We start from the raw sequence: 14,812 nt of genomic DNA on the forward strand, positions 1-14,812 counted from the left end.
TTACTTCGTAACCGTCATCTGCGTGGCCAACAGCAGGTTCGTCTCGCTTGAGCTCACCCCCTGAATCCGCCGGATTTGGCCCAACACACTGTCGAGCTCTTCGACCGTCTCGGTCCCCGTCTCGACGATCAAATCCCATTTGCCATTGGTCGCATGGATCGCTTGCACCGCAGGCATACCGGCAAGGATGCGTTTGATCCGGTCGGTGCCCGCGCCTTCGATGGCCAGCAGGGTGTGACCCCGGATCGGGCTGTGACGCATGTCTTCTTTCAGGATCAGCGTGAAGCCCAAAATCGCGCCGGAACTGACCAAACGCTCAACACGCGCGCGGACCGTGACCCGCGACAGGCCAGTGGTGGCGGCCAGCGCAGAATAGGACATCCGCGCATCGCGGCGCAGTTCTGCAATGATCTTGTTGTCGATTTCGTCCATGGGGTTTCCGTTTGGTTTGTTGGTTAGAGTTTACGGCAGCGCGGGCAGGCTGGCCAGCCTTTGCCCTGCGGATGCGCAATTGACGGCGGCGGGGAAACTCATAATCTGCGGCGGAAAGGATTTCCTCCATGCAGACGCGCGCGCCCCTGTTCACCCCGGTCCTTATGGTCGGCTGCATCATTATCATGGTTAGTTTCGCGGTGCGGGCGTCCTTCGGCGTGTTCCAAATCCCGATCGCCGAAGAATTTGCATGGGCGCGCAGCGAATTCTCCCTCGCCATTGCGATCCAGAACCTTGCTTGGGGCATCGGCCAGCCGATCTTTGGGGCGCTGGCGGAGAAAATTGGCGACCGGAAGGCGATCATCATCGGGGCGCTCATCTATGCCGTGGGGCTGCTGCTATCGGCCAATTCCGTCACACCGATTGAGCATCAAACCTATGCTTGGCTGGTGGGGTTCGGCATCGCTGGCACGGGCTTTGGCGTGATCTTGGCGGTGGTGGGCCGGGCGTCGTCAGACGACAACCGTTCCATGTCGCTGGCGATTGCCACGGCGGCGGGCAGCGCGGGGCAGGTCTTTGGCGCGCCGGTGGCGGAATGGATGCTCAGCTTCATGTCTTGGCAGATGACCTTTGTCAGTTTCGCGGGCGTGATCCTTGCGATGTTGCTGACCCTACCGATGATGCGCGCGCCGGCGATGGCCAGCCGCGCCGAGCTTGAGGAGTCGATGGGGCAGATCCTCGGCAAGGCCTTCCGCGATCCGTCCTATACGCTGATTTTTCTTGGGTTCTTCTCCTGTGGCTACCAACTGGCCTTTATCACCGCGCATTTCCCGGCTTTCGTGACCGAGATGTGCGGCCCGATTTTGGCCGGAGGTGTGCTGCATAACATCGGCATCACCACCACCTCGGCGCTCGGCGCGGTGGCGATTTCGCTGATCGGTTTGGCCAATATAGCGGGCACTTTGCTCGCTGGGTGGGCGGGCAAGCGGTACTCTAAGAAGTACCTGCTCGCGGGCATCTATGTGGGCCGCACGGTGATCGCCGCGCTGTTTATTATGTTTCCGATCACGCCAGTTACGGTGATCCTATTCTCCGTCGGCATGGGGGCGCTTTGGCTTGCCACGGTGCCGCTGACCAGCGGTCTGGTCGCGCATATTTACGGGCTACGCTATATGGGCACGCTCTATGGGATCGTGTTCTTCAGCCACCAACTGGGCAGCTTCCTCGGCGTGTGGCTGGGCGGGCGGATGTATGACATCTATGGCAGCTACACCGGCGTTTGGTGGATCGGCGTGGCTGTGGGGGCGTTTAGTGCGATCGTGCATCTGCCGATCCGCGAAAAGCGGCTGGAGGGGCTGGTGACCGCTTAACGCGCCCGCCACCGTTCGAGGATGTGCCGCGCGGTCATCAGGTCCAGATGCGCGCCGCCGCCGTTTTTGAACAGGGTGATTTCATCGTCGCTTTGCCGGGTGAAACGCGCAAGGTCGTAGTAATCCGCGATCAGGTGGTCGCGGGTGATGGTGCTTGCCTCAAGCGGAATGTTGATTTCACCGATATGGCCGATGGTGGTGTCGAAACTATCGACGAAGACACGCGACCGTCGCAGCGCCGTGTCGTCGGCTTCGCGCATGTCGGGGCGGTAAGCACCGATGAGATCGATGTGCTGGCCGGGGTGTAGCCATTCGCCCTTGATCAGCGGGTCGGTCGACATCGTGGCAGAGGTGACGATATCGGCGGCGCGTACGGCATGCTCGAGGTCGGTCGCCACGTTGATATCCAACTCAGCGGCCATGGCCTCGGCGTTCTTGGGTGTCCGGTTCCAGACGGTGAAATGCGCTTTGGGAAAGGCTGCGGAATAGGCGGAGTGGAGCGCGCGGCCTTGGGTGCCCGCGCCGACGATCAGGATGTTTTTGCTGTCCGGGCGGGCGAGGCGGCGGGCGGCCAGCAGGCTGTCCCCGGCGGTTTTCCATTTGGTCACGAGGTGGAAGTCGACGATGGCGGCCAGCGTTCCGGATTCGTCATCGAAGAGCGACACGCCGCCATTGACCATTGGCACTTCGCGGTCGGGGTTGCCGGGGAAGATCGTGGCGGATTTCACCGCGATGCCCAGCCCGTCGATCCATGCGGCACGGCTAAGCAATGTGTCCTTACCGCGATAGAGGAAGGTATCGCCGATCTCGGCCTTGGGAAGGTCATGGCCCGCCGCAAGCGCATCGGTGAGCGCGATCCAATCCAGCAGAGCTTCGCCTTCGTCGAAGGAGATATTGGGGATATCGGTCATGCGGCTTCCTCCCGGCTCAGCAGCCCGGCGTTGACGAGCCGGTCGGCCCAGCCTTGCGGCCCCGTAAAGTGATGGGTCTGCCAGCCGCGAGTGGCGGCGGCGGCGATGTTGTCGGCGCGGTCATCGGTGAAGAGAAGTGCTTGCGCCGGCAGGCCGCTGCCCTGCTCCACCGCCTCGTAGATGGCAGGCACGGGCTTGATCATGCCCAGATGGCCCGAAATGAAATCGCGGTCAAATTCGCGTAGGAAAGGATAGTGCGTCGCTGCATGGTCATAGCTTTGGATGCCAAAATTAGTGAGCGAGAACACTGGCACGCCGCGTGCCTGCAGCGCTTTCATCAGCCGTAGGGAATGGTCGATCACCGGGGCGGCCATCTCGATCCAGCGGTCATGCCAAAGGCGGATTTCATCGCCCCAGTCGGCGTATTCTTCGGCTGTGGCATAGATCGTGTCGCGGAAGTTTTCGCCGCTGTCGACGCGGTCGTTCATGCCATGCAGATCGACCGCGTCGAACATTGCGCGGCGGCGGTCTTCGCCGATGACGCTGTCGTAGAAGCGTTCCGGTTGCCATTCGATCAGCACATTGCCGATGTCGAAAACGACTGCCTGTGGTGTCATATCACTTGCCCTAACAATTCTCTAACGCGGGGCTAGACCCGCGCCGCCGCGCGCAGCTCCCGCTCCAATGCCTCGAGAAAGCGGGAGCGGTCGGCCTTTGTAAACCCCTTGCCGCCGCCTTGGCGGAAGGGGTCGGCGGCGCGCAGGTCTGTCATCAGATCACGGGTCGCCAGCACGTTGCCGATGTTGGCCTGTGTCAGCGCTTCGCCGTTGTGTTTCAGCACCCGCGCGCCCGCCTCGACGCATTTGGCGGCCAGCGGGATGTCCCCCGTCACCACCACATCGCCTTTGCCGCAGCGGTCGGCGATCCACATGTCGGCAATGTCGGGCCCGTCGGGGACGATCACCACTTCGACCAACGGGTTTTGCGACATGCGCAAGCCGCCGTTGGAAACGAGGTACATCTTGACCTTGTGGCGCGTTGCGACCCGCTCGGCCTCGGCTTTGACCGGGCAGGCGTCGGCGTCGATATAAAGCGCGGTCATCGGTTAACCCGCATAGAGCGCATCGGCGTGGAAGGCGACGTGATCTTCCATGAAGCTCGCGACGAAGAAATAGCTGTGGTCATAGCCTGGCTGCATGCGGAAGGTGCCTTGCTGGCGTTTGGCGGTCATGGCTTCGGCCAATGCTTCGGGCTTCAGCAGGTCAAGGAACTGATCGCTGCTGCCTTGGTCGATCAGGATGGGGCCATCAAAGCCCTTTTCGCGCATCAGCAGTGTGCTGTCATGCTTGGCCCATGTGGTTTCATCCGTGCCCAGATAGGCGCTGAGTTGTTTCTTGCCCCAATCGCTCGAGGTCGGATGGGTGATCGGCGCGAAGGCGGAGACCGACAGGAACCGCCCCGGTAGGTTCATCGCCAAGGTCAACGCGCCATGGCCGCCCATGGAGTGCCCGGTGATGCCCTGCCGCTCCATATCGATGGCGAAGTTCTCGCCGATCAAGCTGGGCAGTTCATCGGCGAGGTAGTCCCACATCTGGTAATGCGTCGCCCAAGGCTCCTGCGTGGCATTTACATAGAACCCCGCGCCTTTGCCGAGGTCGTAGGCCTCATCATCCGCCACATCCTCGCCGCGCGGCGAGGTGTCGGGGAAGACCACCGCGATGCCGTGCTCGGCTGCCCAAAGCTGCGCGCCCGCTTTGGTCATGGCGTTCTCATGGGTGCAGGTCAGGCCCGACAGATACCACAGCACCGGGACAGGGCCGTCTTGTGCTTCGGCGGGCAGGAATAGGCCGAAGGTCATGTCGCAGCCGCAGGCGCTGGAGCCGTGGGAGTAGACCCCCTGCGTGCCACCGAAACAGGCGTTTTCCGAGATGGTTTTCATGGCAGCGTTCCTTTCGAAATTGAGTGTGTCACAGCGCCGAGACCCAGCCTACGACAAGGCTGACGGTTACGATACTGACTGTGGTTGAGACGAGAATGGCGGCGGACACACGCTGAGGGGCGACGCCGTAGTGTTGGGCAAGCATATAGACATTGCCCGCCACCGGTAGCGCCGCCGTGGCGATGATGACGCCGGCTTTGTAAGGGTCAACGCCGAAGAGGAACAGCGCGCCGAAGGCCACGAACAGCGGGTGCAGCACCAGCTTGCAGAAGGTCAGCCAGCCCGCGATTTCAATCCGCTCGGCGGATTTGGAGGCGAGCGACGCGCCGATGGCGAAAAGCGCGCCGGGGGTCGCAGCACCGCCGAGGATGGCCAGAAATTCGTTCAGCGGCACGGGGATTGGGATGCCGAAACCGGACCAGAGGAACCCAAGCGTGATGGCGACAATCATCGGGTTTTTCAGCAACCCCAGCCCGACGATCTTTGGGGTGGCTAGCCGCAATTGCCCCTCGCGCGAGCCGACAATCAGGATCACGATGAGGCTCGAGAAAATGATCATGTCTACGGTCAGCGCCAGCAGCACCGGGCCAATCGCCTCTGGCCCCAAGAGCAGCGTCAGCATCGGCACGCCCAAAAAGCCAGTGTTGCCGATCACAGCGCATTGCGCCTCGATCCCGTTGGTGGCCACGTCGAGCCTGCGCAGGAAACCGACGAGGCTGGCGATGGCATAGACGAAAGCCGTCCCCCAAAGATAGGCAGCGACAAGGCGGCTGTCCCAAACCTCCGCCAGTGACAGGTTGGCGGAAAAGCGAAACAGCATTGCCGAGAGGGCAAAGTAGAAGACGAATTTGGTGAGATAGGCCGTCGCTTCGGCTGAGAAAAACCGCGTGCGCCCGGCCCAGTAGCCAAGGCCGATCAGCGCAAAGAACGGCAGAGTTTTCAGGAAGATCGCGACCATGGGTCAAGCATTAGCCAGCCCGCTCGCGGGGTGCAATGGGGCAGGGGGCATTGCCCTACCCTGAGCCGATCAGCACCCCGGCAGCAAAGACCAACGCGCCGCCCAGCACCACTTGGAACGCGGCGCGGAAAAAGGGTGTTTCCATGAACTTATTCTGGATCCACGCGATCGCCCAAAGCTCCACAAAGACGACGATGATCGCCACCACGGTCGCGGTCCAGAAGTCGGTGATCAGATACGGCAGCGCATGGCCTAAGCCGCCTACAGTGGTCATCACGCCCGACGCCACCCCGCGCTTGATGGGGGATCCCCGGCCCGACAACTCGCCATCGTCGGACGCGGCCTCAGTAAACCCCATCGAGATGCCCGCGCCGACACTGGCGGCGAGGCCGACGAGGAAGGTCGTCCAGGTATTATGGGTGGCAAAGGCGGTGGCAAAGATCGGGGCGAGGGTTGAGACGGAGCCGTCCATCAGCCCGGCCAAGCCCGGCTGCACCCATGTTAGCAGGAATTGCCGATGCGCGCGATTGTCTTCGTCGCTGCGGCTGTCGTCATCGAGGTGTTTCTCGGTCAGGTCTTGTGCGCTGTCTTGGTGCCCTGCCTCGGCCGCGGCCAGATCGCCGAGCAGTTGCCGGGTGGCCGCGTCGGTGGTGCGGGCTGCTGCGGCGAGGTAGAATTTCTCGGCGTCCTGCTCCATCGCGGCGGCCTCTTGCCGGATGCGCTCCAGCGAGAGGTTCTCGATCAGCCAGACTGGGCGGCGCGCGTAGTAGCCTGAGACGTGCTCGCGTCGGAGGAGGGGGATCACCTCTCCAAAGCGGCTGCGGTGTAGGTCAATGAGGCGGCGGCGGTGTTCATTTTCCTCCTCAGCCATCCCTTTAAAGACGGCGGCGCTGTCGGGGTATTCGGCGTGCAGCCGTTCGGCGTAGCCCCGATAGATGCGCGCGTCATCCTCTTCGGAGGAGATGGCGAGCGCCAGCACCTCTTGTTCGCTCAGGTCTTTGAAACGTTTGCGGTTGAAAGAAAATCGCATGGGGAAGGCTCCGTGATCTGGCGCTTACAGTAGTGTTATCGGCGGGTTCCAGCAAATGCAAAGCGCCTTGCCCTTGGCGGCGCGCGGGATGGACCTACCTGTTGCGGGATGGTCGGCCCTTGCTCCGACGCCACGCGAATTACGAGGTTTGGAACATGAGATTAGTTTTCTTGGCACCCCTATTGGTGGCAGGCTGCGCCGAAGTGGCGACTGCACCGGTACAGAACCCCATTCCGGCGCCCACGGCGCCGAGGGCACAGATAACGCCTCCGAGGGCCACAACGACACCGCCCGCCCAGACAGCGCCCCGTCCAGCACGAACAGAAACAGCCGCCGCCTCGACGAAACCCAAGCCCCTGCCTAGTTCGGTCATCAATGCGGTGAATGAGCCGTCCAGCAACTCTAGCAGCTCTAGCAGTTCCAGCACACCTACCGCGCCCACGCCTGCCAAGCCGCTGGCGAAATCCTGTAAGGAGGGCAGCTGGTGGGGTTTGGTTGGACGCCCACGTGCCGCTGCAAGCATCGTGTCAGAGCCCAAGCGCGTCTATACTGAGGGCGATTCAGTGACCATGGACGCCAACCCCAACCGCACCAACATCGTGTTGGACGCGGAAGGAAAGATTGCACGGGTCACCTGCGGCTAGGCTTGGGGCGTTTAGCCCTTTGGTCGCTTGTCGAGAATGCGCACGGCTTTGCCCTCTGATCGGGCAACGCCACCGACGTCCATGACCTCAACCTTGACCGAAATGCCGACCGTTTGTTTGATTTGGGCCGAGAGCGCCTTGATCGCAGCGGCGCGGGCGTCGGTGGTGATGCTGGCATTCGCGCATTCGCACAGCACGCGCATCTGATCCATTCGGTCGGGGCGCGACAGCTCGATCTGGAAATGCGGCGCAAGCCCCGGTGTGGCCATCAGCGCCTCTTCGATCTGTGTCGGAAAGACATTCACCCCGCGCAGGATGATCATATCATCGCTGCGGCCCGTGACCTTCTCCATCCGGCGCATGGAGCGGGCGGTGCCGGCCAGTAGACGTGTCAAATCGCGGGTGCGGTAGCGGATGATCGGGAAGGCCTGTTTGGTGAGGGAGGTGAACACCAGCTCGCCCATCTCACCGTCCTTAACCGGGGCACCGGTTTCGGGGTTGATGATCTCGGGATAGAAGTGATCTTCCCAGATGTGCAGCCCGTCCTTGGTCTCCACACATTCCATCGACACGCCCGGCCCCATGACTTCGCTTAGGCCGTAGATGTCGACGGCATGCATGTCGAAGGCCTGTTCGATTTCTAGCCGCATGGCATTGGTCCAAGGTTCGGCCCCGAAGATCCCAACCTCCAGCGAAGATTGGCGCGGGTCGATGCCTTGGTTGGCGAATTCATCCAAAATCGACAACGCGTAGGACGGGGTCACGGTGATGCCCTTGGGCTGGAAATCCTCGATCAGCCGCACTTGGCGTGGTGTCATCCCGCCCGAGATCGGCACGGTCGACAGGCCAAGCGCATCGGCGCCAAGGTGGATGCCCAAGCCGCCCGTGAACAGCCCATAGCCATAAGCATTGTGCAGCATGTCACCGGGCCGCATCCCTGCCGCGCGCAGGGAGCGGGCGACGACTTGGCCCCAATTGGCGAGGTCGTCCTTAGTGTAACCCACCACCGTCGGCTGCCCCGTGGTGCCCGAAGAGGCATGAATTCGCGCCACCTGATCGCGCGGCACGGCGAACATGCCAAAGGGGTAATTGTCGCGCAGGTCGGTTTTCACCGTGAAGGGAAAACGTGACAGATCGGAGAGGTCTTTCAGGTCGTCCGGATGCACCCCCGCATCGTCAAAGCTTTGCTTATAGAAGGGCACATTGTCGTAGGCGTGGCGCAGAGACCATTTCAGACGGTCCAATTGCAGGGCGCTGATCTCGTCCCGGCTGGCGATCTCAATAGGGTCGAGCGTGTCCTTTGCGGGGGTCAGGTCTTTCATCAGGTCGGCTCCTCCTCGGAAAATAGCTGGCCCTTGATGCTGCGGGAGAGCCCGCGAAACAGGGCCACGACACGGTCATCCGCGCCCGTGACGGTCACATCATAGATGCCCGACCGCCCGCTGCGTGACACTTCGCGCGCGGTGGCGGTCAGCCGCTCCTCCGGCTGACCGGGGCTGAGATAGGTGATCTGGTTCTGCTGGGCGACAGTGGTCTGGTTGTAGCTATTGCAGGCAAAAGCAAAGGCGCTGTCGGCCAGTGTAAAGATGAAACCTCCGTGGCAAATGCCGTGACCGTTGAGCATATCCGCGCGCACCGACATCGACAGAACCGCACCGCCGGGGGTCACATCGTCGATGGTCATGCCCAGTCCGGCAGAGGCGGAATCTTGGGCAAACATCACGTCGGCGCATTTGCGGGCGCGGGCTTTTGGGGTCATTTCGCCATGCCTTTGTGTTTCATTTTTCAGATTGGTTGCACAATTCTGTAACGCTTTCAAGGAAATTTGAGCGGCGCATTCGGCCATGTCAGGGCTTGATTTGACCTCCGTCAGGGTCAACTGTCAAACTATGAGCATTGAGCCCCCATCGCCGATCTCGGCTTTTGAACGTACCCCTGAACAGGTCGCCTTTCACCGCACGGAATTGTCGCTGATCCTATCGCTTTATGGCCGAATGGTCGCCGCGGGAGAGTGGCGCGACTACGGGATTTCTCATCTGAAAGAAGTGGCAGTGTTCTCGGTCTTTCGGCGCACGGCAGAGATACCGCTCTACCGGATCGAAAAGCGGCCGAAGTTGCGCAACCGGCAGGGGATGTATGCGGTGGTGGGCACCGGCGGGCAAGTGCTGCGCCGGGGCCATGACCTTAAGGCCGTGCTGCGCGTGTTGGAGCGCAAGCTGATCCGCGCAGTAGATTAAGCGCCGAGGCGGCGATGTGCGGTGACCGGGCCATCACCCCCGGCTTCGATCCGGGCGATGGCATCGGCGATATTTTCATAGCGCACCGCCATCGCATGCGCATTGGCGTGGATCATCGTCTCGGCATCCACCACCAGCGCCACATGGCCTTTCCAGAACAGTAGATCGTTGCGCTGATAGTCACTACTGACCGGCGCGCCCACGGTGGTCTCTTGTTGGTCGCTGTCACCGGGGCAGGGGATGCCGCAAGCGAGTAGTGCTGCCTGCACGAGGCCCGAGCAATCGATCCCCCAACGGCTGTTGCCACCCCAAAGGTAGGGCGTGCCGAGGAACAGCGCGGCCACCTGCGCGGGGTCGGTTTGCCGGGCATCGACGGGGGCGAGATGGACCCGCGGGATATGGCCCTGCGGGGTTTCGGCGAAATCCTTGGTCTCGGCCGTGACCGTCACCAAACTGCCGAAACTAAGGCTAAGCAGGTCAGGCGATTTGAGGTCGGCGCGGGCATAGGCGTGGGTGGCGGGCACGCTGACGCGATGGGTGGCCTTGCGCGGCGCGGTGAGCGCGCTTTGCCGGACGTGGCCGCAATAGCCATCCTTCTCGGCCTGCACATAGGCCCAGCCTGAGGCTTCATGCAGCACGGTCAACGGCTCACCAAACAACACCTGCCGGTCGCGTGGCCCGTCGGGCCGGCGGCAAAGGTCGGCCACCGGCACCGCAACCTGCGCGGGGCGGTTCTGGGTGGCGAGGGCTGGATCAGGGGTGAGGCGCGGATCGCTCATAGTTTCAGCAGGGCTGGCAGTGCGGCATAGAGCGCGCGCGTGCCTTGGCCGGTGCCACCTTTGGGCCGTGCAGGGGCGTCAGCAGGCTGCCAGCCGTAGATATCAAAATGCGCGTATTTGCTGTCGGTCACAAAACGGCGCAGGAAAAGTGCCGCGGTGATCGACCCGGCAAAGCCCCCCTTGGGCGCGTTGTCGAGGTCGGCGATGCCGGGCTCAATCAGCGCTTCATAGGCATCATGGAAGGGCATCCGCCAGACCGGATCGGCAGAACCGGCAGCGGCGTTTTCCAGTGCCGCGACGAAATCCGCGTCATCACAGTAATAGGGCGCGAGGTCTGGCCCCACGGCCACCCGTGCGGCCCCCGTGAGCGTCGCCATTGAGATGATCTGATCGGGTTTATCTTCATCCGCCAGCGCCAGCGCGTCGGCCAGCACCAAGCGCCCTTCGGCATCGGTGTTGTTGATCTCAACCGTCAGCCCCTTGCGCGAGGTGAGGATGTCGCCTGGGCGGAAGGCGTTGCCAGAGACGGAATTTTCCACCGCCGGGATCAGCACGCGGAGCTGCACTGCCATTCCGGTAGCCATGATCATATGCGCCAGGCCCAGCACGGCAGCGGCCCCGCCCATGTCCTTTTTCATTAATGCCATTGAGGCACCGGGTTTCAGGTTCAGCCCGCCAGTGTCAAAACAGACACCTTTGCCAACAAGCGTCAACTTTGGCCCCGTATCGCCCCATGCCATGTCGATCAAGCGCGGCGCGCGGTCGGCGGCGCGGCCTACGGTGTGGATCATCGGCAGGTTGTTCTCTAGCAGCGCGTCGCCGGTGGTGACTTCGATCCTCGCGCCATGCTGCTCGGCCAATTTGCGCGCGGCAGCTTCGAGATCGGGCGGCCCCATGTCAGAGGCGGGGGTGTTGATCAGGTCGCGGGTCAGCATTTCGCCCGTGGCCAGTGCAGCGATTTGATCGGCGTCGATCCCTTCGGGCGCAACAAGACGGGCTGCCAGCGGAGTCTGGTCGCGGTAGCGGTCGAAACGGTAGCCTGCGAGCAGCCAGCCGAGCGCCTCATTGGCCGCTTGATCCTTGGGCAGCCCACTCTCGATGCGGTACTCGCCTGCGGGCAGGCGCGCGACGGCGGCAGCAAGGTGGAACCGCCCCCGGCGGCGTGCCGCGTCATTGCCATAGCCTGCCAGCGCCATCACCGGCGTGCCCTCGGCGCCCGGCACGACAAGCGCCTGACCCAGCCCCCCGGCAAAGCCACTGGCATCGACCCAAGCCTGCACCGGCTTGGGTTGATCGGCAAGCCAACCCTCAAGCGCGGCTTCGCTCAAGACATGCAGCGGCAGGGTGGCGGAGGAGGGGGGGGCGAATTCGGCGGACATGACAAACCTTTGCAAATCGGGATTTGCGCGCAGCCTACCTTTTCCATCGCCACCCGCAAGCGGTCAGATCGTCAGGTCCGGCAAGTCCCAAATCGCGGTCAGTGACCGTTCCCCGCTGCGGACCAACCGTGATAGGGTTGCCGCCGTCGCGATATCATCCTCGGCGTCGATACAGGCCATCACATCTGCCGCGACCTGAGCTACCAGCGCCATGCCAATCTGCTCTGCAATTGCGATCAGGCGGTGCACGCTCTTGCGTAACCCTGCACGGTCTTGGGCCTGATGCAGCTTTTTGCAATGTGACATGCGCAGGGCCAATTCCTCCATCGCGCGGCAAACGACATCTTCGGCCCCCACCTCGCCAAGTTGGGTGTAAAGCAGCCCCAAACAATCTTGATCGACATTGACCTGCTCGGTCGGGCGTATTTGCATAAGTTGCATCGTTATCATCCTTCAATCAGCCCCCACGGCCTTGAAGCACTATGGCGCGAGAAGATGTTTAAAGGGTTGCGATGGCAGTGCCTTTTCTCTCGAATTCGTATGGCATTTGCGCTATCTGCGCTAAAACCACATCACGCATTAGGGGACGTTTACACATGGACAAGGCCAAGGCTCTGCCGTCGTATCTGTTGCAACGCTATCAAGGGTGGAAGGCGACTGGCTATGCCGAAAACCAAACCTGGTACCGCCGTTTGGCCGCCGAAGGGCAGCGCCCACGCGCGATGGTGATCTCCTGCTGCGACAGCCGCGTGCATGTGACCTCGATCTTTGGCGCGGATCAGGGGGAGTTCTTTATTCACCGCAATATCGCCAACCTCGTCCCGCCCTATGAGCCGGATGGCAAGCAGCACGGCACCTCGGCAGCGGTGGAATATGCCGTGAACGCACTGAAGGTCGCGCATCTGATCGTGTTGGGCCATTCCAGCTGCGGCGGCGTCGCAAGTTGTATCCAGATGTGTCAGGGCAAAGCGCCTGAGCTTGAGAACCAAGACAGTTTCGTAGGCCGTTGGATGGACCTGCTGCGCCCAAAATATGATCTGGTGGAGAAGGTCGAAGACCCGGCAGAGCAGCAGATTCAGCTTGAGCGGCAGGCGGTGATGACCTCACTTGAGAACCTGATGACTTTCCCTTGGATCAAGGAAAAGGTCGATGCCGGCACGTTGAGCCTGCACGGGCTGTGGACGGACATCGGCGAGGGCAGCTTGGAATATTACGACGCCAAGGCGCATAAGTTCGAGCCGGTTTAAGTTTGTCGAACCTAAACTGTTGAGATGAAAAAAGGGGGCCGCTTGGCCCCCTTTCCTATTCCAGAACTGTGGCTGAAGCTCAGCCCTTTTTCAGCACTTCGCGGCCCAGCAGCTCGGCGATCTGCACGGCGTTCAGGGCGGCACCCTTGCGCAGGTTGTCGCTAACGCACCACAGGTTCAGACCGTTGTCGATGGTGCTGTCCTGACGGATGCGGCTGATGAAAGTGGCGAAATCGCCGACGCATTCGACGGGCGTGACGTAGCCACCGTCTTCGCGCTTGTCGATCACCATGATGCCCGGTGCTTCGCGCAGGATGTCGCGGGCTTCGGCTTCATCAAGGTGGTCTTCAAACTCGATGTTGATGGCTTCGGCGTGGCCTACGAAAACCGGGACGCGCACGCAGGTCGCGGTGACCTTGATGCTGGTGTCGATGATTTTCTTGGTCTCAGCGACCATCTTCCATTCTTCCTTGGTCGAACCGTCCTCAAGAAAGACGTCGATATGCGGAATCACGTTGAAGGCGATCTGCTTGGTGAACTTGGTCGCAGGCTTATCGTCAGTCGGGTTGTAGATGCTCTTGGTCTGATCCCAAAGCTCATCAATGCCGTCCTTGCCCGCGCCGGACACCGACTGGTAGGTCGAGACGACAACGCGTTTGATGCCCGCACGGTCGTGCAGTGGCTTCAGCGCCACAACCATCTGCGCGGTAGAGCAGTTGGGGTTGGCGATGATGTTTTTCTTGGAATAGCCGTGCACGGCCTCGGGGTTCACTTCCGGCACGATCAACGGCACGTCTTGATCATAGCGGTAGAGCGACGAGTTATCGATGACCACGCAGCCCGCTTTGGCAGCGGCAGGGGCGTATTTCTTGGTCGCTTCGGAGCCCACGGCGAAAAGCGCGATGTCCCAGCCGGTGAAATCGAAAGTGTCGAGGTCTTTGGACTTCAGGGTTTTATCCCCAAAGCTGATCTCGGACCCCAGCGAGCGGCGGCTGGCCAGCGCCACGATCTCGTCCACGGGGAACTGACGCTCTGCAAGGATGTTCAACATTTCACGGCCCACATTGCCTGTGGCACCGACGACGGCGACGCGATAACCCATCTGATTACTCCAGTCTGTCCAATTAAATTTGACGCCATTTAACGTGCCTGCAGGGCGTTGGCTAGGGCCAGCCGCGCGCGGGCAGGGCAGAGCGGCGCTCTGCCGGGGTTAAAGAACCTTGATGACGTCCTTGTTGATCGCCAACATGTAGCCGCGCCGGGCGATGTTTTTGACCAGCAGTTCCGACACCAGTTGGTTGCCCAGTGTGTCGCGCAGGCGTTTGATCCGCGTGGCACCGGCGGCCTCATCACAATCCGCGGCATTGCGGCCCGAGATCATGCCTTCAATCTCAGAGCCCGACAGCACGTCGTCATCCATCCGCGCTTCCGCAAGGACAGACATCGTCTCCATCGCGGCGGCGGTGAGTTTGAAGCCGAGGTTGTTGAGGTAAACGGTGTTTTCTTCGCGGCTGATCAGCAGGGAATTCACCTGAATGCCCGTCCGCTCAATCTGTGCCATGCGGCGGTTGAAGCCGACGAGCATGAACAAAAATACCATCGCCGCGACCAGCATGGCGCTGGCAAAGACCAGCAGCACGACAATAACGACACGGTAGCTGGCCAAAGTCTCTGAGAATGCAGTGCCGGATTGAGCGAGGATTTCGAGCAGTTTGATCTCGGCCTGGGTGGTCAGATCGTCATTTTCGATAAAGATCCGCTCAACCCGCGCATTAAAGACGTTCGCATCTGGCAGCGCCCAGAGTAGCACAACCGCCCCGGCCAGAAGTACGGCCACGACGGCGGCGATGCCACCGATCACGAAACGCCCGCCAAATCTGCGCATG

19 protein-coding genes are annotated in these 14,812 nt (G+C 61.6%); 4 read left to right on the top strand and 15 right to left on the bottom strand.

Features of this window, described 5'->3' with window-relative positions:
* Complete coding sequence (locus DSM14862_RS01750) at window positions 1–432, bottom strand: Lrp/AsnC family transcriptional regulator (protein ID WP_007118685.1); 432 nt, start codon at window positions 430–432, stop codon at window positions 1–3.
* Between the two features lie 128 nt (window positions 433–560).
* On the opposite strand from DSM14862_RS01750, the gene DSM14862_RS01755 reads away from it, so the two are divergent.
* Window positions 561–1,802 (top strand): MFS transporter, encoded by a 1,242-nt coding sequence (locus tag DSM14862_RS01755; RefSeq protein ID WP_007118686.1) that lies wholly within the window; start codon window positions 561–563, stop codon window positions 1,800–1,802.
* Here the strand turns inward: DSM14862_RS01755 and DSM14862_RS01760 are convergent.
* The 7 genes from DSM14862_RS01760 to DSM14862_RS01790 all read right to left on the bottom strand — a co-directional run bounded on the left by DSM14862_RS01760 (window position 1,799) and on the right by DSM14862_RS01790 (window position 7,163).
* Complete coding sequence (locus tag DSM14862_RS01760; RefSeq protein WP_007118687.1) at window positions 1,799–2,713, bottom strand: ornithine cyclodeaminase family protein; 915 nt, start codon at window positions 2,711–2,713, stop codon at window positions 1,799–1,801. The two genes, DSM14862_RS01755 and DSM14862_RS01760, sit on opposite strands and share 4 nt — an antisense overlap.
* Window positions 2,710–3,330, bottom strand: a complete 621-nt coding sequence (locus tag DSM14862_RS01765) for an HAD family hydrolase (RefSeq protein ID WP_007118688.1) — start codon at window positions 3,328–3,330, stop codon at window positions 2,710–2,712. Before DSM14862_RS01765 ends, DSM14862_RS01760 begins: the two co-directional genes overlap by 4 nt.
* Before the next feature lie 32 nt (window positions 3,331–3,362).
* Window positions 3,363–3,815 (bottom strand): YaiI/YqxD family protein, encoded by a 453-nt coding sequence (locus tag DSM14862_RS01770; protein WP_007118689.1) that lies wholly within the window; start codon window positions 3,813–3,815, stop codon window positions 3,363–3,365.
* Window positions 3,816–3,818: 3 nt separating this feature from the next.
* Window positions 3,819–4,652 carry an S-formylglutathione hydrolase gene (gene fghA / locus DSM14862_RS01775; protein WP_007118690.1) on the bottom strand — a complete coding sequence of 278 codons (834 nt, stop codon included), beginning with the start codon at window positions 4,650–4,652 and terminating at the stop codon, window positions 3,819–3,821.
* 28 nt (window positions 4,653–4,680) lie between these two features.
* The gene (locus tag DSM14862_RS01780; RefSeq protein ID WP_007118691.1) at window positions 4,681–5,610 is read right to left on the bottom strand and encodes an AEC family transporter; all 930 of its coding nucleotides are present in this window, start codon (window positions 5,608–5,610) and stop codon (window positions 4,681–4,683) included.
* A 55-nt stretch (window positions 5,611–5,665) separates the two neighbouring features.
* Window positions 5,666–6,640 carry an iron exporter MbfA gene (gene mbfA / locus DSM14862_RS01785; RefSeq protein WP_007118692.1) on the bottom strand — a complete coding sequence of 325 codons (975 nt, stop codon included), beginning with the start codon at window positions 6,638–6,640 and terminating at the stop codon, window positions 5,666–5,668.
* A gap of 139 nt (window positions 6,641–6,779) precedes the next feature.
* The gene (locus tag DSM14862_RS01790) at window positions 6,780–7,163 is read right to left on the bottom strand and encodes a hypothetical protein (protein ID WP_165481269.1); all 384 of its coding nucleotides are present in this window, start codon (window positions 7,161–7,163) and stop codon (window positions 6,780–6,782) included.
* 1 nt (window position 7,164) lies between these two features.
* Between DSM14862_RS01790 and DSM14862_RS01795 the strand changes: the two genes are divergently transcribed.
* Window positions 7,165–7,284, top strand: a complete 120-nt coding sequence (locus tag DSM14862_RS01795; protein ID WP_165481270.1) for an I78 family peptidase inhibitor — start codon at window positions 7,165–7,167, stop codon at window positions 7,282–7,284.
* An 11-nt stretch (window positions 7,285–7,295) separates the two neighbouring features.
* Here DSM14862_RS01795 and paaK read toward each other — a convergent pair whose 3' ends face one another.
* Window positions 7,296–8,606, bottom strand: a complete 1,311-nt coding sequence (gene paaK, locus DSM14862_RS01800; RefSeq protein WP_007118695.1) for a phenylacetate--CoA ligase PaaK — start codon at window positions 8,604–8,606, stop codon at window positions 7,296–7,298.
* Window positions 8,606–9,043, bottom strand: coding sequence for a hydroxyphenylacetyl-CoA thioesterase PaaI (gene paaI / locus DSM14862_RS01805; RefSeq protein WP_040700816.1), 438 nt, complete (start codon window positions 9,041–9,043; stop codon window positions 8,606–8,608). The genes paaK and paaI overlap by 1 nt, the downstream gene beginning before the upstream one ends.
* Window positions 9,044–9,173: 130 nt before the next feature.
* Here paaI and DSM14862_RS01810 point away from each other — a divergent pair, with 130 nt between their 5' ends.
* Window positions 9,174–9,521, top strand: a complete 348-nt coding sequence (locus DSM14862_RS01810; RefSeq protein WP_040700818.1) for a DUF2794 domain-containing protein — start codon at window positions 9,174–9,176, stop codon at window positions 9,519–9,521.
* On the opposite strand, the gene DSM14862_RS01815 is transcribed toward DSM14862_RS01810, so the two are convergent.
* The 3 genes from DSM14862_RS01815 to DSM14862_RS01825 form a co-directional block, all read right to left on the bottom strand.
* Window positions 9,518–10,300 carry a C40 family peptidase gene (locus DSM14862_RS01815; RefSeq protein ID WP_007118698.1) on the bottom strand — a complete coding sequence of 261 codons (783 nt, stop codon included), beginning with the start codon at window positions 10,298–10,300 and terminating at the stop codon, window positions 9,518–9,520. The two genes, DSM14862_RS01810 and DSM14862_RS01815, sit on opposite strands and share 4 nt — an antisense overlap.
* Complete coding sequence (locus tag DSM14862_RS01820) at window positions 10,297–11,679, bottom strand: leucyl aminopeptidase family protein (RefSeq protein ID WP_007118699.1); 1,383 nt, start codon at window positions 11,677–11,679, stop codon at window positions 10,297–10,299. Before DSM14862_RS01820 ends, DSM14862_RS01815 begins: the two co-directional genes overlap by 4 nt.
* Before the next feature lie 63 nt (window positions 11,680–11,742).
* Window positions 11,743–12,120: a hypothetical protein gene (locus DSM14862_RS01825; RefSeq protein WP_007118700.1), complete on the bottom strand. Its 378-nt coding sequence runs from the start codon at window positions 12,118–12,120 to the stop codon at window positions 11,743–11,745.
* A 155-nt stretch (window positions 12,121–12,275) separates the two neighbouring features.
* Here DSM14862_RS01825 and DSM14862_RS01830 point away from each other — a divergent pair, with 155 nt between their 5' ends.
* Complete coding sequence (locus DSM14862_RS01830) at window positions 12,276–12,926, top strand: carbonic anhydrase (RefSeq protein WP_007118701.1); 651 nt, start codon at window positions 12,276–12,278, stop codon at window positions 12,924–12,926.
* A gap of 79 nt (window positions 12,927–13,005) precedes the next feature.
* Here the strand turns inward: DSM14862_RS01830 and DSM14862_RS01835 are convergent, their stop codons facing one another.
* Together DSM14862_RS01835 and DSM14862_RS01840 are read right to left on the bottom strand one after the other, a co-directional pair.
* The gene (locus DSM14862_RS01835) at window positions 13,006–14,028 is read right to left on the bottom strand and encodes an aspartate-semialdehyde dehydrogenase (protein WP_007118702.1); all 1,023 of its coding nucleotides are present in this window, start codon (window positions 14,026–14,028) and stop codon (window positions 13,006–13,008) included.
* Between the two features lie 108 nt (window positions 14,029–14,136).
* The gene (locus DSM14862_RS01840) at window positions 14,137–14,811 is read right to left on the bottom strand and encodes a winged helix-turn-helix domain-containing protein (protein WP_007118703.1); all 675 of its coding nucleotides are present in this window, start codon (window positions 14,809–14,811) and stop codon (window positions 14,137–14,139) included.
* Between the last annotated feature and the right edge of the window lies 1 nt (window position 14,812).

The organism is Sulfitobacter indolifex (assembly GCF_022788655.1).
Classification (GTDB): domain Bacteria; phylum Pseudomonadota; class Alphaproteobacteria; order Rhodobacterales; family Rhodobacteraceae; genus Sulfitobacter; species Sulfitobacter indolifex.